The sequence below is a fragment of the Candidatus Ozemobacteraceae bacterium genome (genome assembly GCA_035373905.1).
In the GTDB taxonomy this organism is placed as follows: domain Bacteria; phylum Muiribacteriota; class Ozemobacteria; order Ozemobacterales; family Ozemobacteraceae; genus MWAR01.
Genome location: DAOSOK010000002.1, coordinates 76442 through 96908, shown reverse-complemented (window position 1 = coordinate 96908; position 20467 = coordinate 76442). Strand labels below are relative to the sequence as shown.

The 20467-nt window shown below is 61.0% G+C and carries 10 protein-coding genes; 5 read left to right on the top strand and 5 right to left on the bottom strand.

From position 1 onward, the window contains the following. Positions 1 to 2: 2 nt before the first annotated feature. Genes PLU72_01305 through PLU72_01290 form a run of 4 tightly spaced genes read left to right on the top strand, consistent with a single transcriptional unit; the run spans position 3 to position 4035 of the window. Positions 3 to 563, top strand: coding sequence for a GspMb/PilO family protein (locus tag PLU72_01305; protein ID HOT26791.1), 561 nt, complete (start codon positions 3 to 5; stop codon positions 561 to 563). Then, positions 556 to 1461 (top strand): hypothetical protein, encoded by a 906-nt coding sequence (locus PLU72_01300; protein ID HOT26790.1) that lies wholly within the window; start codon positions 556 to 558, stop codon positions 1459 to 1461. Before PLU72_01305 ends, PLU72_01300 begins: the two co-directional genes overlap by 8 nt. A 10-nt stretch (positions 1462 to 1471) precedes the next feature. Further along, positions 1472 to 2683, top strand: a complete 1212-nt coding sequence (locus tag PLU72_01295; GenBank protein ID HOT26789.1) for a type II secretion system F family protein — start codon at positions 1472 to 1474, stop codon at positions 2681 to 2683. Positions 2684 to 2685: 2 nt separating this feature from the next. Beyond that, a complete protein-coding gene (locus PLU72_01290; GenBank protein ID HOT26788.1) occupies positions 2686 to 4035 on the top strand; it encodes a HEAT repeat domain-containing protein in 1350 nt (449 codons plus the stop codon). A gap of 140 nt (positions 4036 to 4175) precedes the next feature. Here the strand turns inward: PLU72_01290 and PLU72_01285 are convergent, their stop codons facing one another. Together PLU72_01285 and PLU72_01280 are read right to left on the bottom strand one after the other, a co-directional pair. Then, positions 4176 to 4619, bottom strand: coding sequence for a hypothetical protein (locus PLU72_01285; protein HOT26787.1), 444 nt, complete (start codon positions 4617 to 4619; stop codon positions 4176 to 4178). A gap of 93 nt (positions 4620 to 4712) precedes the next feature. Beyond that, positions 4713 to 5483: a prepilin-type N-terminal cleavage/methylation domain-containing protein gene (locus PLU72_01280; protein HOT26786.1), complete on the bottom strand. Its 771-nt coding sequence runs from the start codon at positions 5481 to 5483 to the stop codon at positions 4713 to 4715. Between the two features lie 110 nt (positions 5484 to 5593). Between PLU72_01280 and PLU72_01275 the strand changes: the two genes are divergently transcribed. Then, on the top strand, positions 5594 to 6562 hold the full coding sequence (locus PLU72_01275; protein HOT26785.1) for a hypothetical protein: 969 nt from the start codon (positions 5594 to 5596) through the stop codon (positions 6560 to 6562). A gap of 478 nt (positions 6563 to 7040) precedes the next feature. Here PLU72_01275 and PLU72_01270 read toward each other — a convergent pair whose 3' ends face one another. The 3 genes from PLU72_01270 to PLU72_01260 are packed head-to-tail and all read right to left on the bottom strand — an operon-like array spanning position 7041 to position 20396. Next, positions 7041 to 18638 (bottom strand): discoidin domain-containing protein, encoded by an 11598-nt coding sequence (locus tag PLU72_01270; protein ID HOT26784.1) that lies wholly within the window; start codon positions 18636 to 18638, stop codon positions 7041 to 7043. After that, a complete protein-coding gene (locus PLU72_01265) occupies positions 18635 to 19732 on the bottom strand; it encodes a hypothetical protein (GenBank protein ID HOT26783.1) in 1098 nt (365 codons plus the stop codon). The genes PLU72_01270 and PLU72_01265 overlap by 4 nt, the downstream gene beginning before the upstream one ends. 28 nt (positions 19733 to 19760) lie before the next feature. Next, positions 19761 to 20396 (bottom strand): rhodanese-like domain-containing protein, encoded by a 636-nt coding sequence (locus PLU72_01260; GenBank protein ID HOT26782.1) that lies wholly within the window; start codon positions 20394 to 20396, stop codon positions 19761 to 19763. Positions 20397 to 20467 lie beyond the last annotated feature (71 nt).

Genomic DNA, 20467 nt, shown 5'->3' with positions numbered 1-20467 from the left:
GCATGAAACGCGGAGATCGCGCCGTTCTGCTGCTCGTCTCGTCATGCGCGGGCATCACGCTGCTGTTCCTCATCGGAGTTCTGTGGTTCCCGAAGCTGCGGACCGAGTACAGCCAGGCGCGCGCCATCATGGCCAGGCTCCCGAACCCGCAGACGCTCGAATCCGAGGGTTTCGCGCTCATCAGCAATCTCCAGAGCCGGAGCCAGCAGTTCGCCGCCGAAATGGCGCGGATCGAAACCCTGCTGCAAAACGCCAGCTTCACCCCGCGAAGCGACAAGACGATGCCCGAGTTCGTCGAAGACCTCCAGAAGGCGCTCGCGCATCCCGGCGTCACCGTGCTGGGCCTTTCATACCAGACCCGTATCGACGACGGAGAGTTCACCACCCTCCCCTTCGAGGCGCGATTCGAGTGCACCTACGCCGGCCTGCGGGCCCTGATGTATGCGCTCGAGATGCACCCTGCCGGGATCTTCATCGAACGCCTCGAGTTCCAGTCGTTCAACAACGATCGCAGATGCATCGCCTTCAAGGCGGCCTGTAAGGTGAGGTTCCGCCGTGAATAGCGAGTGGTTGGAAAAGAACAAACGCGCGTTGATCGGTCTCGCCATTTTCGCCATCCTGCTGATGCTCAATTTCATCACGTATTCCCGCCGCGCGAAACCCGCCGTCGCACCGGTCGCCGTCACCGCCGCGCCAGGCGCCCGGGCGGCCGGAACGGCGCCCACCAGCCCCGCCCCGGCAGCGCCGGCGCCGGCGACTCCCGCACCTCGCCCGGGAACGTCGTCACCCCCACCAGCCGCGGCTGCAGCCCCTCCCGGCGCTGCTTTCCCCTCACCCGTCGCCCCCCCGGCCGCCTCTCCCGGGCAGCCGTTCACCCCCGATCCGACCCAGCCCATCGGCCAGCTTCTCGCCGGGATATCAAATACACTGACAGATATGGAAACGCGACTGGCGACGATTCCGCTCCCGATCACGCGCGTCATCCTCCACGAGTCGTTCGCCTCGACCACCCGTGACCTTTTCCATTGGCCAGGGTCCGAGGTTGTCGTCCCGCCGCCGCTCCCGACGGGCACCGAGCCGATCGCCCAGCCGGCCTCTCAGCCGGCGAAGATCGTGTATCTCGGGAGCATCACCCGAGGAGCGCGGAAATTCGCTCTCGTGCGGGTCGATTCGCGGGCCTTCATGATCGAGAGCGGCGCCGGACTTCCGTCGACCGATTTCCTGATGAAGCAGGTCGCTTCGCGATCGATCGATCTCGAAGCACCGGACGGCAAGAGCCGGAACATCCCGCTGAACGCGTCCCAGTCCAGCAAGGTCGATGAAATCGTCGATATGCTCAGGAAGAAACCCGACCGCACCCAGATGGAAATCCGCTGGTTCCCAATGGAAGGCACGGCATCCGGAACGGCGTCGCCGACGGCTGGGGCAGCGGGGCTGACATCGACGGGACGCCCGAGGTAGAATACGAGCCATGAAGAAATTCCGCGTCACGTACCGCACCATCAACGGCGAGACCGAAACCCGGGACCTCTCGGCGCAGACCCCGGCCGAAGCCTCGGAGATGATCCGCATGCAGGGCGGCATTCCCGAGAAGATCGCCGAAGCCCCCGAAGGGTTTTCGTTCGGTTTCGGCAAACCCAAGGTGCCGCTCGGTGAGCTGTATCACTTCACGAAGTTGTTCGCAACGCTCGCGAAGGCCGGCGTGGCGATTCTCGAAACCCTCGACATGCTTGCCCAGCGCTCGACGCACCCGGCCATGACCGTCGTGCTGAAGGCGATCGTCGACGACGTGAAAAGCGGCTCGGGGTTGGCAGCCGCATTCAAGGCGCATCCGCACGTGTTCGAGCCGACCTACCTGCACATGATCCAGGTCGGCGAGGAGTCGGGCGAGCTGCCCAAGGTGCTGTTCAGGCTCACCTCGCTGATCGAAAAGCAGATCGAGCTGCGCCGAATGATCAAGAAGGCCCTCACCTACCCACTGCTCGTGCTGGCGCTGTCGATGCTGGTCACCTGGGCCATCCTGACCTACATCGTCCCCCGCTTCAAGGACATCTACTCGCGCTTCGGAAGCGATCTTCCCTGGATCACGAAGATGACGATCTCGATCAGCGACGTTTTGACGCGCCACGCGCTGCCGATGGCAGCTCTGTTCGCGCTCCTCGTGTTCGGCTTCATGGCCCTGATCCGCACGCCGTCCGGCCGCCGCGCCTGGGACAGATTCCTCCTGTCGCTGCCGCTCTTCGGGCCGATGTTCCACACCTACGAGATCGCCGGCTTCGCCAAGAGCTTCGCGATCCTTATCCACAGCGGCATCACCGTCAGTTCGTCGCTCACGATCATCACCCCCGCGATCGATCGGGCCCCGGTGCGTGATGCCGTCGAGAAGGCCGCCGAGGCAATCCGGGGCGGCACCTCGATGAGCGAGAGCTTCTATGCGCACGAACCGTGGCTGCCCGACCTTCTCAACCGCATGGTCATGGTCGGCGAGAAGACCGGCAACCTGCCCGAGATGCTCGAGCACGTCGCCGAGTATTACGAAGACGAGTTCCACTCGAACGTCGAGACGCTCGCTTCGCTGATAGAGCCGATGTTGATCGTCTTTCTGGGCGTCATCATCGGCGGCATAGTCATTTCCCTCTATCTTCCGATTTTCGGGATGGCAAAGCTCATCGCGCGCCGCTGAACATGCAGATCTCGGAAATCAACCAGCTTCTTGCCGCGAACAACACAAAGCTCGCGGATTACGCCCTGAAGCAATGGTTGGAACTCTACCCCAACGATCCCGAGCCGCTCATGCTCGCCCTGCGCTCCGCCGACACCGGAACCGTCCGCAAAGCCCTCAAACTCGCGGTGGCGCACCACCCCAAGGCCTGCATCGCGACGATCGTCGAGCTGCTGAAGAATCCCGACCACATCATCCGGAGAGAGGTCGTGATGCGCCTCGATCCGTCGATGGGCCCCACGGCCGCGACGGCAATCCGGGGCATCTTCACCTCGGACCAGCCGGACACGCACCCCCACGTCATCGCGACGGCGGTCGTCGCGGTCGGCCGGTTCAGGTTGGAAGCCGAGCTGATCACGCCGTATCTCAGGCACAAGGACGACCGGGTCCGGGCCAACACGGTCCGGGGCCTCGCCATGCTCGCCCCGCCCGATCTTCGGAAGCATCTCGAGCCGCGTCTGCACGACTCGTCAACCCGTGTCCAGAACGAGGCGATCAAGGCGCTCGCGCCGCTGATCACCGAAGCCGACATCGAGAATCTCATCCTGCGTCGCATCGCCTCGCCTGATGTCAAGATTCGGGCCGCCACGGCCGACCTCATCGGGAACCTGCCCCTGTCGCGAAAAGTCGCCCATCTCTGCACGATGCTCTCCGACACCGAGGCGCGCGTCATCGCCGTCGCCGCCCGCGTGCTCGCCCAGCTTGGCGACTCGACCGGCATCCGGACGATCACGAACACGTATTTCACGACGCCCGACGAGGAGGTCGCGAACGGACTTTCGGAGATCATGGCCTCCATCCCGCCCGACAAGGTGATCCCGCTCGCGGAGCGGTATCTCCCCGTGCAGGCCGCTCCCGAGCCGATCGTGCGGCGGACGCTGAACATCGTCTCCCAGTCGGCCGGCTGGGAGGGCTTCCTCCCCTGGATCATCGGCGCCGTCCAGCGTCACGAGCCCGACCTGCGGATTTCCGCGCTCACCATCATGCTGAAGCACGCCGATTTTTTCACGGCCCAGCTCGACGAGCTGATCAAGAACGTCGACCGCATCACGCAGCCGAAGGAGCGCGCGATGGCCGCGCTTCTGCGCTGGCGGGCCGGCCGGTTCGACGGGTTCGAGACGCTCAAGACCATGCTCTACGACCAGGCCTCGATCGAGAGCCGCCAAGCCGCTGCGAAGGTTCTCCAGGGCGAATCGGGCATCCTGGCCCGCCAGATCCTCGCCGAAGCCGCCCGCGCCGGTATCCGGGAAGCCCTCATCGACTCCCAGGAAGGCAAAGCCCTCGTCACGACCTCGATCAAACTGCCCCTGTAGACAACGAACCACAGAGACACCGAGGCACAGAGAACAGTTCACCACCAAGGCACAAAGGCACATAATGAAGGCATACATATATGTGCATCCATAGGGGCGGGTCTGAGACCCGCCCCTACATCATGGTGGTGAACCGTGTTTCACCAGGCTTCGTAGGGGTAGCCGTTGAGGCCGGTGCCGATGCCCTCGGAGCACCTGATGTCGGCGATGCCGCCACCGCCCGTGACGGTTGTATCGGTTGCGATCGTATATGGCGGAACGCCGCTCCAGGGATACCATTTCGTCTGGGTGGCCATGGCGTAAGTGATCGTGGCAATCTGCCAGTAGGGTTTCGGAGGTGACGTCGGCGATACGGGGTTGTCGGGAAACCGGCGCAGGTATGGAAATCCTTCGGTATCCGTCGCGGTGAGAAGAACGCCGAGATTCGCCGGAAGGGCGCCGTTATTGAACGTCCGGTACCGGTCGATCGCGCTTCTCATATCCAGCAGGGTCTGCCGAAGCCGCACTTCCCTGTCACGCTGGTTGATCAGGTCCCCGATCGAAACGGCAACAAGCGAAAGAATGATGATAATGCTTGTCGCCACAATAAGTTCCACAAGCGAAAAACCGCCACGACTCAAACGATATCCTGGCGGCAAGAAAACGAATGTTTCCCGGTAACACATCAGATATGGAGACTAATATGTAAAATCAAATTTTCCAACCCAACCTGTTTCAGGATTTGCGTCAGCAGTTGCTCCTGCAATAGGTTTCAGGTTTACATCTGTAATAGTATCGGCAACATTAACGGTATTTGTTCCCTTGGCCATCGCGGCTGTAAGAGTCACACGGAATATTGTCTCAGATACTTTCTGAACATTGAGGGTAGTACGTCCAGTCACGGTAAATGCAGCATTCATAACTGCCGCAGTTGCTGATGCAACACGCCGTGAGAATACAACTTCAACCATTGTTGAATTGATAGCCTTGGCCGAAGAAATGAAGAACGGAGGCTTGTAAGTAATGCAACTGTCATCACCTTGAGGCATACGCGGATTAGGCGATGCTGGGACTGCATTCTTCGTCGTCTGATCTGTACCATCGATCCCCGTGCAAACGACAGAACCATTTACCTTATCGATCAAATAATCATTGCCCCATGGATCTTTCGGCTTAACCTGCCCAGAATACGTTCTAAAATCTTGAATATATTTACCAATCAACGGCAAAAAATTGTCAGATGTGTAGGTAGTTTCAGTTTGTTCATACAAAGACAAGGCTTTTGCATAACTCGTCAAATCGGCCTGGGCGGCGGTGATGCGGGACTGGTTGATGTAATCCTGGTAATACGGCAAAGCGAGAGCAACGAGCGTTGCCAGGATACCGACGACAACAAGCAGTTCGAGCAGCGTGAAACCTTCACGCCGCTTTCTTCCGCATGTCATTCTCACAAGTTTACCGGTGGCCATGGAAGCTCAACTTTAGCCTCAGGATTTTCGCCAGCTTGATTAACCCAGAATTATATCGGCAAATCCGAGGAATCTTTACATCTTTTTCTCAGAATTTTATACTTGCGGTAATGAAGAGATCCTCCGGGTATGCCCTCCTGTTCCTGATCATGATCATCACGATGCTGTCGCTGAGCAGCTCCGTGGCCGTCATTCAGCAGGACACGCGTCTCAAGCGATACACCGAGCAGGAGCTGAAACTCAATCTCGACGCGGTTCGCCGCGCGTTCGACCTCTACGTCCTGAAGGAAAACCCTTCCGAAGCCCTCATGACCACCCTGAGAGAGGGCACGGTCGCCTCCCTGACATCGTTTCTGGCGGAAAAGGGGTATCTGCGCAGAAGCGCTTGGTCCCAGGCGTCGGCGAATCCCAACGACGCATTGCCCTCGTCGGCAGGCGATCTCTGGCAATTCCGACGTAATCTCATCCGGAATTCCAGCTTCGAGGATGATTTCGGGTATGTCGATGCGAACGGGCTCCCCACGTCGACATCCGATCCTTACATCGCTTCCGTCACGGTGAAAGATGACGGGAAACCCGACTACTGGAATATCGACGAGCAAAACTGGACCGTCAACAAGTCCGCCACGCAGAAGATCTACAAAGACCTTCTGACGAGTAATGCCACATACGTGATCAGTTACTGGGGACGGTGGTCGCCGCCGGTCAACGCCACGTCCGAATTTTCTCTCAGCGTGATTCGGGAAAGCGATGGGGCCGAACTGAAAAAGCTCAAGGGAAACAGCAAACACTGGAAGCGCTATTTTGCCGCATTCTTTCTTCCGACTGCGGCGACGCTGACCGTGAAGCTGACCGTGAACTCGAACAAGGGTGAAGCCGCGTATTTCGACGGTCTGATGCTCGAGCGCTGGATGGGCAGCGACACGATGACGCCCTTCCCGAGCGCCTGGGCGAAAGATTTCGTCGTCACCTCGGCGATCGCCTCCGTCGCGCTCCAGCAGACCCAGGTGTTCGGCCTGACCGGAAGCGACTCCGTCGACCTCCCCGAAGGCTGGGTCCACCGCTTCCTGGAGTGGTGAAAAGCCAACGCTCCACTGATTTCCCGATGACGGAATTTCATTCGCCACCAAGCCGCGAAGATACTCCGTTGAAAAAAAACGAGGTTTTCAGAAATATATCCGCAGATGAAGGACAGATGAAAACCCGATGAAGAGCAGATAAGAACGAACGTCTGAAACGAGCTTTTTTCGCCAGGGATCGGAAGCTCCAAGGGAAGAAGGTTTTCCGAGTTTCATCTGCGAAACCTGCTTCATCAGCGCCATTTGCGGATTCCTACTCGGCTCATATGTTATTGATTCCTGCAGAATGAAAGCCACCCGTTCGCCCTGAGCCTGTCGAAGGGCGAAATGAGGAATCATCTGCAAGTGGCTGTTCGTGCTTCGACAAGCTCAGCACGAACGGAGACACGAAGCTGGTTTTTGATATGTAGGACTCAATAGTTCTCGAAGTGAATGATCTGCGTCGTGTCTTTGCGACTTTGTGATTCAGCGGTTGGTTCTACTGGCCGATGCGCATGATGCGGCCGGTATTGGAGCCGGGGACGCCGTATTTGTTCTGACCCTTGTATTCGTCGTAGGTGTCGATCGGGTATTTTCTCTCGCCGAAGGCGTCCGGCTGGTCATCGCGCCTGCCGATAGGCGTCGACGACAGGATGTCGATGTATTGGATCTCCTCGGTGAACGTGCTCATGTGGCCGTAGATATCACGGGCGCGCAGCGTTATCGTCCAGAGGCCGAAGCCGCCGGGGTTCGCCACCGGGAACGAGATCGGCACAGGATAGATCGTTGCGTGATGCACGCCCTCGGGCTGTGGTGCGGATTCATTTCTGAACACCGAGGTATCGTTGTAGTTCCACGTCGTCCAGATGCCCGGCCGGCCGTTCGACATGACGGAAATCGAGGCGATGCCGCTCCAGTCCATCAGGGTGATGCACAACTTCACGCCGCTCGAAGCCGTCGTCAGCTGCCCTTCGTTGATGAAGAAGGCTCGGCCGGCGATCGGCCACGGGGCCGAGTTGTCGATGTAGATGCCGTCGGAATACGCACCCCACGTCGACCACCCCGCATGATCGGTGGCTTTGATGCGGGCGCGATAATACCTGTTGTCGACGCAGCCCGAGTAGTAATACCCCGTCGCCGTGCCGGCCAGCACCACGTCAGTCGCGATCGACGTCGATGAGAAGGTCGGCTGTTCCGACACTTCCACGACGATCTCGATCGATTTGAGCGTCCCGTCGACGTTGTAGATGTTCTTCGGGACGAACTGGGCGTCGGTCGAGCCGGAGAACGTGAACATGATGTTCGTATCGCTCGACACCTGGTGGTTCGGATCCTCGTTTCCGATCCAGTCCGTCGTCGCGGCGGGAACGGGGGCGTTCAGGTCGATCGCGATCGGAACCGCCGTCGCATACCACGGTGAGATGTTCCCCGCGACGTCCTTGAACTGGGCGCGAGCCCAGATGTACGCCCCGTTGGAAACGGCGAGCGTCCGCGCCACGGCCCCCGTCGTATTCCCTAGCCACTCGTCCTTGAGGGTCGTTCCGAAATCAGAAACCTGGGCGATCTGTACATGCACATCCTGCACGCCCGAAAGATCGTCGGTCAAATTCGTGGCGATGAACCCCACCGTCGTGTCGCGCGACCAGAGCACGTCGGGATCGAGGTTGGAAGCCGGATCCACGATATACGAACCGGTCGGGGGATTCGAGTCCTGGGTCGAGAACACCGTGGCCGACCAGGCGCTGATATTCTCGACCGCATCCTTCGACCGGACCCGGAACCAGTATTTGGTGCCGTGCACCATGCCGTCGAAGCTGAAGACCGGGGCCACCAGCCAGCCGCTGCTCACGACACCCGTCGAGAAGGCGGCATCGGTGGCGCGCTGGAACTCGTACCGCACCCCGCCCGAGGTGGCATCGATCACGGCGGGGCACGAAACGATGTTCGAGGTTCCGGAGGAGTATTCCGGTTCGGGGTTCATCACCGGAACCGGCGGAGGCGAAAGGTCGCAGGTGATGCCGTCGGCGACAGACCACGGCGCCGGCGTGTTGCCGCCGTTTACGGCGCGCACATGAATGAAATAGGTCACCCCATCCTGCAAGGTAAGCGACGAGTTGGTGAACTCGAGGTTGATGCCGACCGACGTCGCGTTGAGAACGTTCGTGGTTCCGCTTGCGGTGCCGATGGCATATTCGTAGCGACTGATGCCCGACTGGGCGTCGAAACTCTGCGTCCAGATCGCATGCAGGGTCGTCGCCGAGGGCGTGAACTCGCCGTCGTCGGTGACCGTCACGGGGTCAGGAGGCGACGGGTCGCCTGCCTTGATGCCGTCGGAATAGCCGACCAGCGATACGTTTCCGGCCCTGTCGGTCGCCCGAACGCTGAAGTAGTACAGCGTCACGCCGTCGAGAGCGAGGGTGAGGTTCGTGAAGCTCCGCTCGGTCGCCGTTCCGACATTCGTCCAGGGAACGACGTCCGTGCCGTCTTTCGAGGTTCCGATGCAGACCTCGTATTTCTGAATACCGCTTCCCTCCTCGACCGACGTCCAGGTTGCATGAAGAACCGTCGGAATGCCCGAATAGTCTCCGTCGTCGATGACCACCGGCTTCCCCGGCTTGGTCCTGTCGACCCAGATGCCATCGGAGTATGCCCCCCAGGCGCTCGTCCAGCCGGCTTTATCTTTGACCTGGATGCGGGCCCGATAATTTCCGTCAGAGAGTCCGATGAACTGGTATGAGGTCGTCGTTCCCGAAAGGGTGACGGAGTCCGCCAGCGCGGGCGACGAGAACTCCTGATTGTCGTCGACTTCGAGCTGCAGGGTGACCTGGTCGAGAGTCAGGCTCTGGTTATACATGTTTTTCGGAACGAAGCCCGGATCGGTCGAGCCATTGAAGGTGAAGGTGATCTTGTTGTCGCTCGAGCAGAAGTGGTCCGGATCGGTATTTCCGATCCAGTCTGTCGTCGCGGTGGCGATCGGCGCCTCCAGGTCGATGGCGATCGAGGCGGTGGTCACCGTCCATGCGGAAATATTCCCCGCGACATCTTCAAACCGGGCGCGGGCCTTGAGATACGTTCCGTTCGGCACGTTCGGCGTGCAGGTTACGGCGCCGTCGGTGCTCGCAAACCAGCCTGAGGACCAGGAAATATCCGTCCAGGTCGTGTCGCTCGCCACCTGGACGGAGGCGTTCTTGATCCCTGACGGAACGTCGGCCAGGCTCGTCCCGATGAACGAAACGGTCCTGTCGCGCGAAATTTTGACGTCGGGGTCGGTATTCGTGGCCGCAATGGTGTAAAAGCCGGTCGGAGCCTGAGCATCCTGGATCGAAAAGACGCCGGCGGAAAAGGCGCTCTTGTTGAGCGAGCCGTCCTGGGCCTGGACGCGATAATAATACTTTTTGTTATGCAGCAGGGAGTCGAACTCCCAGAAGGGATACTCCGTCCATTCGCCGTTGACGACGCTCAAAAAGTCGGCGTCAAGCGAGCATTGAAAACGATATAATACTGCAGGAGATATATTATCCACGACCGTCGTGCAGGATACCAGGTTGACGGTTCCAGAGGAGTAGACGGGCTCGGCCAGCATCGTCGGCACCGGCGGCGGGGTTCCGTCGTAGTAGACGGTCGCGGAGAAGATTTCCGATCCGTTCCCGAGGTCGTCGAAATACTGGGCGTAGAAAACGTAGGTTCCGTTCTGGACCGGAAGCGTGTGGGCCATGGTCGGGACGAACCCCGAGGTCTGGCTGGCCAGCGTGCCGTCGGGGCCCTTGCGGGAATACACGATCGAAGCGACGCCGTTCATGTCCGTCGCGGTGAACAGCAGGTCGATGTCTCGCGTCGTCGTGTACGTTTTGCTGGTGCTGAACGTTCCGGTGGGACCGGACGAGTCGAGGCCGATACCGTCGGTGTAGGAGATTGATATATTTTCGGCATTATCTTTGAACTGGACGTAGACGACCTTGTTTCCGTCGCCGGCTTTCAACAGCCAGGCGTAGGAGGTCGCGAAGGGATACCAGCTCGACCAGTTCGTGCCGTCGTTACTGGCGCGGAACTGCGCGACCCCGTTCGCGTCGGCGGCCGTCATATTCAGGGTGACGCCGCGGGTCGTCGAGAACTGAGCCCCGTTGTTGATGACCATCGACCCCGTCGGCTTGGTTTTATCGACGATGATGACGCCGCTCTCGTTGCCGTAATCGCTCTGGTTGCCGGCTTTATCGGTCGCGTACACCCGGAACTTGTATCGCCCCTCGTCGAGCCCCGTCAGGTAGAAGGAGCGGACCGGCGCCTTGCTGGTCGTGAGCACCTTCCATGGTCCCCAGGTGGTGGTGCCGAAGGTGCTCATCTCGAGAACGTACAGATTGAGCCCCGCTCCGCCGTAGTCGAAGGACGCGCCGCACGAGACTTCGAAATCGCCCGTGTTGTTGAGGGTCTGATTGAACGTCAGCGCCCCCGGCGCGGAAGGAGGATAACGGTCGATGAACGACACCGCCTTTTCGACGGTCACGCTGCCCGCCTGAATGGTGACGGTGGCGGATCCGAGCAGGGAAGCAGTGAGCGTGAAGCTCGCCCGTCCGCCCAGAACCTTGACCTGGTGCCCGGCCAGCGTCCCGTCGACATCGGCCGGCCCGAGGGTTCCATAGGTCGTCGTGATCGTCAACAGGGTTCCGTCGGGAACGAGGTCGCCGGGATTTCCGATGTCAGACGTGTTGAAGGTGATGACCGGATTCGGCGTGTTCTTGGTGATCTCGATTGTGGTCGCCGAAGGGGTGACCTCGAATGCAGGCAGGGGAATCAGCGTGACGCTCTGGTCCGTGGCGCCGGCGAGGCCGAGTTTCGCCTGGACGCTCGCGGTGCCCGTCGCGGTGCCCGTCGCGGCGAGTCCGAAGGTGATGGTGCCGTCGGCGTTCGATTTGACCTGATGCCCGTCTCTCGGCCTGTTGTTCGAATCCTCCGGCACGAAGGACCCCTTGGTGGTTTTCAGCGTCACGTCGATCCCGCCCGGGATCGGCATTTCTTCGGTCGTCATGATCGGCGAGGAGGTGAACGTCGCCACGTGAGGGGGAATGAGGCCGGCGTAGAGTGAGGTGCGCTGGGGATAGAGGTAAAACTCTCCGATGGCCGCCTCGTACAGCGACGTGGCCGCCACGGGCGCTCCGCGGTTCAGCGCCTTGTCCAGCGGGTATACGAAGGCGACGTAGTAGCCGCCTTTCGTGATCGGCTGGCTCGTGACGGCGGACACCACCGACGTCCCGTCGTTGGTCGTGAAAAACGGCATCGGAAGCAGAACGGCATACGATTTCACGGGCTCCATGCCGCTCGCAGAGACCGTCAGCACGTCGCCGCCGTTCGCGGTGACGGTTCCGTCGAGGAAGACGTCGGTCGGCTGGCTCGCGGCCGTGAGTTCGCACAGAACGACGGACGCCCCGACCGCGACGGGCACGTCGAGCTGGTTCGTGGCGGTCGCATCCTGGCCGAGGACCGGGTTCGAGAACACGGTATCGCTCACCGGCGCTCCTCGTGCCAGGAGTTTGTACGGGATGACCTGGGTTCTGGCCGTATCCATGTTGGGACCTGCGCCGGGAGTTCCATCCGGGAGGGGCGGGTCGGCGATGATCGCATTGAAGGAGTCGATGGCGTACACCTTTGCGCCGTCGGCCGGCTCCAGCTTCGAAGGAACCGGGGGAATGGAATCGAGGATGTAGGGGAACGAGGCGACGGCCGTGTGTGGGCCCGGAGACGCGGCGTCCTCGAGCTGCACGACGTAGTAGTAGGTTCCGTCCGTCGCCGGCACCGAGTCGAGGGTGTAGGTGAATCCGTAGAAGGCGTTCCCGACGTCGTATTCGCGGGTCAGGGTTCCCGGGACCACCGTTCCGGTCAGTGTTTTCAGCGCCGCCGAGCTCGCGGCGACCTTGAGATAGGCGCGGATCGTCTCGCTGGCGAGGTCTTTTCCCTGGACGTTGAAGTCGGTCGGGAAGGGTAGCGCATCGGCGCCGACAAGGCGATTGAACAGGTTTGCCACGGGGAAAGCGTTGAAGATTTCAGGCGGCATCGTGTCGTTGCGGATCCAGGCGTAATACCAGTTTTTCTGATACCTCGGAACGGTCAGCGACCGCGTGCCGTTCGCGACCGTCCTGATCTGGAACTCGAGCTTCCCCGGCAGGTCCGACTGGTTGAGCGTGATCGCCGCATGACTGTCGCCGGGGGCGACCGTCGCGTTGGCGATGACCGTGCCGGAAGTCGCGACGATCTCGACCGTCTGCGGGACATCCATGACGGTGACGGCGATGCTCGCGACGACTCCGGAGACGTTGTCGGTGACGAACACCTCGCGGTTTTCGATGTCGATGCCGGTCATCGGGAACAGCGCATCCCATCCGTAGACCGAGTAGACGGTGGACGGATCGGCGACCTTCTGGAACTGGACGGCGGACGGCGGGTCGGGCCGCAACAGCGGGGACCGGACGTTCAGGACCATGGTGAAATAGTCGCGGTTCTCGGCCGTGTCCGATACGACCAGCTGCTGCGAAAGCATGCCGTTGATGACCGTCAAGAAGGGGAAGCGGAAGGTGTTCGTATTGCCCAGACCATCCGCGGCCGCGGTGATCGCGGAGGAGTAGCCCCAGCAGGCTTCGACCTTGCAGGCGAAGGAGTCTTTGCCCGCCTGAACGGCCGGATTGAGCGTCTCGCCGACGTGGACGGCCCCATACACGCCGATCGAGTTGAAGAGAATCGCGCGGGGCGAATACTCGTCGCTGACGAGGGAGGCGTTCACGAACGCGGGATCGACCATGAAAGCGCCGGAAGCGACAGACCAGGTCAGCGGAACAATGGCGCCGGCGGGGGGCATGGCCGGCCAGGGATACGCATCGAGGTCGTAGACGTACAGTTTCTTGATCGGGCTGTTCGGGGGCGTGGTGGCGGGCGTTCCGGCGGCGAGGCCGGGTTTCGTGTTGTCGACGACGAAGTCTCGCGTGATAAACGCCGTGTTGCCGGCGGCGTCCGACACCTGGCAGCGAACGCGGTACCGGTGTTTTTCCTGGAGGATGTTGTCGTACGGAGCGCTGAGGAGGGGGATGAACCGCGCCGTGTCGACCGACATGACGCGGGTGCTTCCGAGGACGGGGTTACTGTAGGGAAGCGACACGGCGATGGGGTTTCCGGCGTCGTTGATATCGGTGATGGTCATCGAGGCGGTCGTCATGTCGACGCCCGAACCGCCGGTGTCGGATGCGACCATGCTGATGCTTTCGAGGCTCATCTCGCAGTTGACGGAATCGTTGCTCATGTAGGTGCGGTTGTCGAACGGCAGGTTGTTTTTTGCGAGCACCTTCATCCGCATCGTCGGCGGTGTCTGCTCGATGACGACGGTCGCGGTCGCCGAAAAATCGCTGGTGCCGAACAGGTTCTGGGCCCGCACGGACACCAGGTGCGTGCCGAGCGTCATGGTGATCGACCCGACGTACGCGCCCGAAGCCGTGCCGAGGCAGGTGTCGAGGTATGCGCCGTCCAACCAGATCTCGATCAGGTTTTCAGCTTCGCACTGGCCGGCGATTCCGAGGTTCGCCGTCTGATTCGTGTAGATATTCTGGCCCAGCACGACCGGCTTGCTTGCGATCGTCGTAATGGTCGGGATGTTTGGCGGGCGCATGGCCTCCTTGGAAAACACCATCAGCCCGTCGGAAGAGGCGCCCCAGTTGCCGATGTTCCCGCACCGGTCTTTCGCCCTGACGCGGGCGTAATAGGTGACCTTGTGCTGGCCGTCGGCGAAACAGTACTGGTTGACGTTGCCGATCCAGCCGTCGAAAACGGGGGCGAGGAACGTCGCTTCGGTCGCGACCTGGATGTTCACGTCGACGACGCCCGAGAGGGTGTCCGTCGCATTCCAGTAAAAATATACGTTGGTATCGGCCGAGAAGCGGTAGTCCGGGTCGTTGTTGCCGGGGCCGTTGTCGGTGCAGGCGACGGCGGTGGGGCCGGTGCGGTCGACGATCACGGTTCTGGTGGCGACGGTGAAGCTGCTGATGTTCAGATCGTTGTCCCGGGCCGCGACGCGGAACGACCAGAGGCCTTCGGGGAGGTTCGTGAGGTCGCGTTTCAGGGTCGCGGGCATCGTGATGGTCGCGACGAGGCCGTAGGCCGCGCCGTTTCTGGAACTCTCGAGCCGGAAATCCTTCGTTCCCGCACCGCCGATGTCCGTCGTGTATGGCCAGGTCAGGCTGCAGCTGCCGGTGGAATACGTGACGTCCGGAAGAATCCAGGCGGGCGGCGGCGGGGGATGGCGGTCGAGGAAGGTCACGGTGCGGTCCGGGCACGTCACGCCGCCGATGCTCATGTTCACCGTGGCCACGAGCTTCGTGCCCGCGCTGATGTTCACGCTCGCGGCCCCGCCCGCGACCTTCGTCTGGATCCCCGGGGCCGCGAGGTCCTCGTCCGTCGTGAGGGTTGCCCCGAGCCCCTGCCATTCCATCTCGCGGATCGTCCCGCCGGTGCCCGGCGTGTTCATGAGTCGGAGGCGCCAGTACCGGTGGGGGCCGACGTCGTCCCAGAACGTTTCGACCCAGCCGTAGCCGGTCGGGGCGAGCCCCTCGGCGACCGTCGTCCAGACCGTATTATCATCGGAATACTCGACGTTATATATCCCTTTATACAAGCCACCCTGCGCGTTCAGGCGAACTTTCGTATAGGGCATGGCGTAGCCGGAACCGAGATCGACCCGCACCCAGGCGCCGGCGACGGCGGAGTTCGTGTGCCAGCCCGTAGTGGTCAGGTTGTTGTCGAGACAGTAGGTCGAGTTCCAGTAACTCATCCCGGATTGGCTCAGGTTGGCCGGCTTGGGGTCGAAATCCGTGTTGTAGGTCCAGGTGGCGAGCGACCCGTCGGGCACGGTCAGGGTGAGCGACGTGTCCATGAGGTTCGCGCAGGTGAGCGAGGCGATCGGGTTGGGGTTGTCCGGGGTGATCAGCAGGGTGACGGTCGTCGGGCTGATGGTGAAGGCGTTCACCCGGTTCACCGTGACAGCCGGGCTCGTGCCGCTCGCCTTGCCGATGAACCCCGCGATGTACAGCGAACCGGCAGTCGAGTCGTTCATGACGAAATCGATCTGGCACCGGCCGTTGTCGGGAGGGTCGCCGGGAATGCCCATGGGTGTCTGGATGCCGTCGTCCTCGAGGCCGTTCGAATCGGGGGGCCGGGGGTCGCCGGGACCGTTCTTGGCGAAGGACAGCTCCTGTCCGTCGACGACGGTACTGCCGTCGCGGCACGTGATCTGGGAGGTGGTGAACGACACGTAGTCAGGCGGGATGAGTCCCGCGAAGACGAGGCTTTTGGACGGGGTGATCGTGAAAGTGCCGTACGGCACTTTGCATCTCGAGTAGTTGAGAATGACGGTGCCCTGGTTTCCGGCCCGGTCGAGCGTCTTGATCTTGACGAAATACTCGCCGTCGGCCGTGATCGGGTTGATCGGCACGGCGCCGACGCGGTCGACGCCGTCGTTCGAGGTAAAGCAGGGAACCTGATATACCAACACGTATGTTTTACCGGCCTCGAACATGGCGTCGGTTCTCTTGACCGTCAGCTTGTTCGGCGTCGGAGAACCGTTGTAGACGAGTTGTATGGAGGATGACGGGATGACGGTCTGGGTGAATTTGCCGGCGACTTTTTCCCAGACCTCGAGATTTTCCTCGTAAATGGCCTGCATGCCGGGAATGAACGCGATTTCGTATTCGTTGACCGCCTTTCCGTTGATGGGATCGGAGATCGGCATCGTCTGGGAATACGCCGTCGTGACCGGGGTGAAATCCACCGTCAGGCGTTTGTAGGCCCACACCTGGTCTTTGAACGGGTTGAGCTCGACGCCGGTTCCTTCCGACTGGTCGGAGGTGAGGGCCGGATCGATGATGCGCGCGTTGAAGCTGGGGAACGAGTTCGAGAGGCCGCCGGGCGGGGGCTGTTCGTCGGTCGTGTTCGGCGCCACGTTGTCGATCTTGAACACCGAGCTGGTCGGGGAATCCACGACCTTGTGGCCGAACTTGTCCTCCATCGTCGCTTCGACCCGGTAGGTTCCGTCCGGGAAGTTCACCGCGGCGCAGTTGATCTCTGCCTGGTGGGTGGTCTGACGATCGATGGCTTTCCATATTTTCTGCGGCGGGATGATTTCCTGGTCTTTGCTGTTGACGACGCGGATCCAGGACTTCGTATAATCGAGAGAATAGGCGTCGCAGCAGCCGGAGACGCCGGGAGCATACGTATACGCCTTGAAATAAATATACGTCGGCTTATACGCCGACGTTCTCGGGTTGACGCGGGGAAGCGGCTGGCAGTAGGCATCGGCGACGTTCGGAGGGTAATCCGTGTTCACGCAGTATCGGATGACGCCCAGACAGCGGGAGACGCCGAGGTAGTTCGTCGAAAAGGCGCGGATGCACGTGCGCATGTTGGCGTGCATTTGCAGGTTGAGGAAGTTCGTCAGCGTCGCCGTGATCCCGTCGCTGACCCGCGGCCCTCGCGGAGGCTGGTCCACGTATGGTTCGCCGGGATCCCAGACGGTGTTCTTATTCAGGTCCTGGAAGGGCTCGCCTAGGTCGTATTGTCCTGGAGTGTTGTCAAAATAGGGTTCATTGGCCTGCCTGTAGCTGTCCCGGTTCAGATCCTGGAAGACTTCGCCCTTGTCATACTGGCCCGGGGTATCCAGATACACCAGTCCCGACGAGATCACCTGCTGAGCCAGCCGCGGGCTGAAGCCTGCGGTTCCGCCCCAGCCATAGTCGATGATGGCCGTCTGGTCGGTGGCCAGAGGCCAGACTTTCACGACGATGTCCGGGCATTTCGTGTCGCCCGCCTCTTTGATGTAATAGGATCCTGTCTTCAAGCGGTATGTGCCGCTGGCGAAGATCATTTCCGTGGGTCTCTGGGGCACGCCGTATTCGTAGATCAACTGAAGGGGAACTCGTCCCTGGCGGCCGGCGTCGCAGGTGTGAAGCAGGCCCGAATCCATGGAATCGATGTTCATGACATGCGTGCCGACGGGGCATCTGCGGTTGTAATCGATCTGCCAAGCCCCGTTCGAGGTATTGGGAGTCGCCAGCCAGGTTCCCCACTGGCGGGCGCACGAACGAATCTCGTAGGTGTCGAACCCAGAATCTTTCGGGACGCTCCATGAGGCCACGTAGCCCTTCACTTTCGTCGGATTCTCGTACAGCGTCATGTATGGGTAGTATTTCACCCAGCCGTTTTCATCGGGCAGATTGTCCGGCGGCTCGCCTATCCCGGTGAAAGATTCCGATCCCAGGTAGTGAAAGGGATCGTACACGTGGGTGATGACCGGCGGCGGATTCGTCGAGTCGATATAATATAAATACGTGTAGCTTCCCTGATTGCCCGCCTTGTCTTCAATGTAGCAGGACAGGTAATACTGATGCCGGTCTACGGCCGCAGCCGACCAGTCCCCGCCCGTGGGGTTCCACCAGAGGTATCTGTCGTAGTCGGTCGTCACGTCACCCGGAACGGTGGGCCTGCCGACGATGCTGTAGTCTTTCAGATAGAAATTCACCGAATCGAAGTTCAGACCGGAGGACGCGGCTCCCGGGACCGTCGGATCGATCACGTCTGCACGGAGAAGGTTTTCATAGCCTGCTATATATTTTTTCAGCGCAACGTAGTCGCCGCTGTGAACGTTGATGGAGATCGTCGGCGGGGTCATATCCAATGAGACCGTCGCGACTTTCGACTTGGCGCTGAGGAACGGCTCTTTCACGCCCGAAGCCAGCACTTGGAATCCGTAATCCCCATCGCCCGGAAGGGTGACGGACGTCGACCAGACGCCTTTCAGGTTCGGGGAGATGTTGTTCTGCAGGAGCTGGCCGTTCATGTACAACCAGACGCGGACGATACGATTGGACTGGGACACGCCGGCCATGGTGAACGTCTTGCTGGTGACGTACGTTATTTCCCCGGGAACGACGGTTTTGCCCTGAATCGTCTTGATGACCGGCGTCGTGATGGTTATGGCCCCCGCCGCGACCGCCAGCAGGATGATGCAAACGATGCCGGCGAGCAGTCTGCCCGTCGACGGAAGCGGTGGGTTCGCGAAACGTCTGCTCATCGCCCGTCTCCGAAGCCCCGCGCCAGGGACTCGGGCGGGGGAACGTAGGGATTGACGCCGTATCGCGTATCCATCGGGTTGATCCGCCGAAGGCGTTCTTCGTCGAGGAGTCTGGCGGCCGCGCTTCCGATGATGGCCGTCATCGCCGGAATGCCGTGGTGGCGCAGAAGAACCGCCCGGCGCGCCGAGCCGGCGGCGCGAGCAAACGCATCCGGCGGCATCGAGACCACCAGGTCGAACAGGTCGGCCGTCGCGGGAACGTCGGTTTTGATGACGGTTTCGAGCATGAATTCAACATCGCTTTCCGGAAGGGCGAGCTGGAGTATCTGCGGGAGCCACGCATCGGGAAGGCGCAACGCGAGCTCGCGGACAGCGCCCCACTGGAAGCCGGCGGCATTGAGGATCCCGATGTTTTCCCATATCTGAGGCGGGGAATCATCTTTGTCAGATAGTATAACAGCCGCAAAAACCGAGTTCAACGAGATCTCTTCGGCGGCAGGAACGAGCAACTGCATCAGGCCGGCGAACGGCCGCGGGAGGATCCCGCCCACCGTCGCGAAAAAATCGTCCCATGTCTGCCGGATGGGCCGCATGAGCAGGTACAGGGGCCACTGCATCAGCCGCACCTCCGAAGCGTCATCCGGCGGCCATCCTGCGAGGATCCTGTATCGCCGTTCGCCGCCATACCAGCCGTTGATCTCACGGGTCCAGTAGTCCGCGGGGGACTCCGCAGGATCGCGGTTGGCCCAGAAAAGCTCGGCATCGCCGATATCCATCGCGACCCGCAGGAACACCCTACAGCGTTTCGAAGGCTGAAGCCGGGCAAGACGCGCTGCTGTCCGCGCCCATCCGCTCGAATACAAACGCTGAACGAGCGGTTCCATGTCCGTGTCGGAAGCGACCGATTTCGCCCGGACGGCCTCGAGAAGCTCTGGCCCCGTTGCAATGCGGGTCAGCGGTGAAACGTAGGCGGGTTCGGAAATCCGGGCGCTCCGGCGTTCGTACGAAACGAGGAGCAGAACGACCGCGCAGAGAACGGCGATGCCGCCGATCCATCTGCCGCTGAAGATCCTCGTTGTCGAATTACTGTTCATGTTTCACTCATGCGGCGCGAATGTCGCGTCAGTTCCCGGATGCCGGAGGAACAGGCTCCGGCGGTTCTTCCATCCGGGTGATGATGGTTACGCCGCCTTTCTCGATCCACCCTTTCAGGCCTTCCTTGAACTCGAGGACGTTGGCGTATCCGAGACGCCGGAGCTCAGCCGCAACTTCGGCGACCGTCATGGTCGTCTCGTCGTTTCCGAAAACGACCACCATGCCGTTTTTGTCGGGCAGAACCGCCTGGAGGGTCTCGGTGGCCAGGGGCAACTGGAGAGGGAACGCCTCGGGAATGCTCACGCCGGTGTCTTCCGCCGGGAGGCGGGCGTCGATGAGCCTCGGCTTCGCATACATACCGAGGAGATCTTTCAACGTCGTGGCGGAAATGGACCACCGCGGGTTCGAGAGGTCGAGGTCGGGGCGGTAGGGAACCTGAGTCGGGGTTGATGCTGACTGGCCGAGATCGAACATTTCCGATACCTTGAAACGGGTGATGGACGGATTCGTAGCCTTGAGGGCGAGATAGGTGCTTTCTTTGCAGGGGCCCCAGCATCCCTGCGGAAACGCCGACGGGTCTTCAGGCTTCCTGGGGGAATTCTCCAGGTCGGACTCATGGCTTGGAAGGGGAGCGGAAAGCGGTTCCTGAGGGACGAAAGGCATCGATCCTTGCGCGTGAAGAGCGGAAGGACAAGAAAGCACGAGGCAGAAAACGGCAAGCAGTCGAAGGCGAA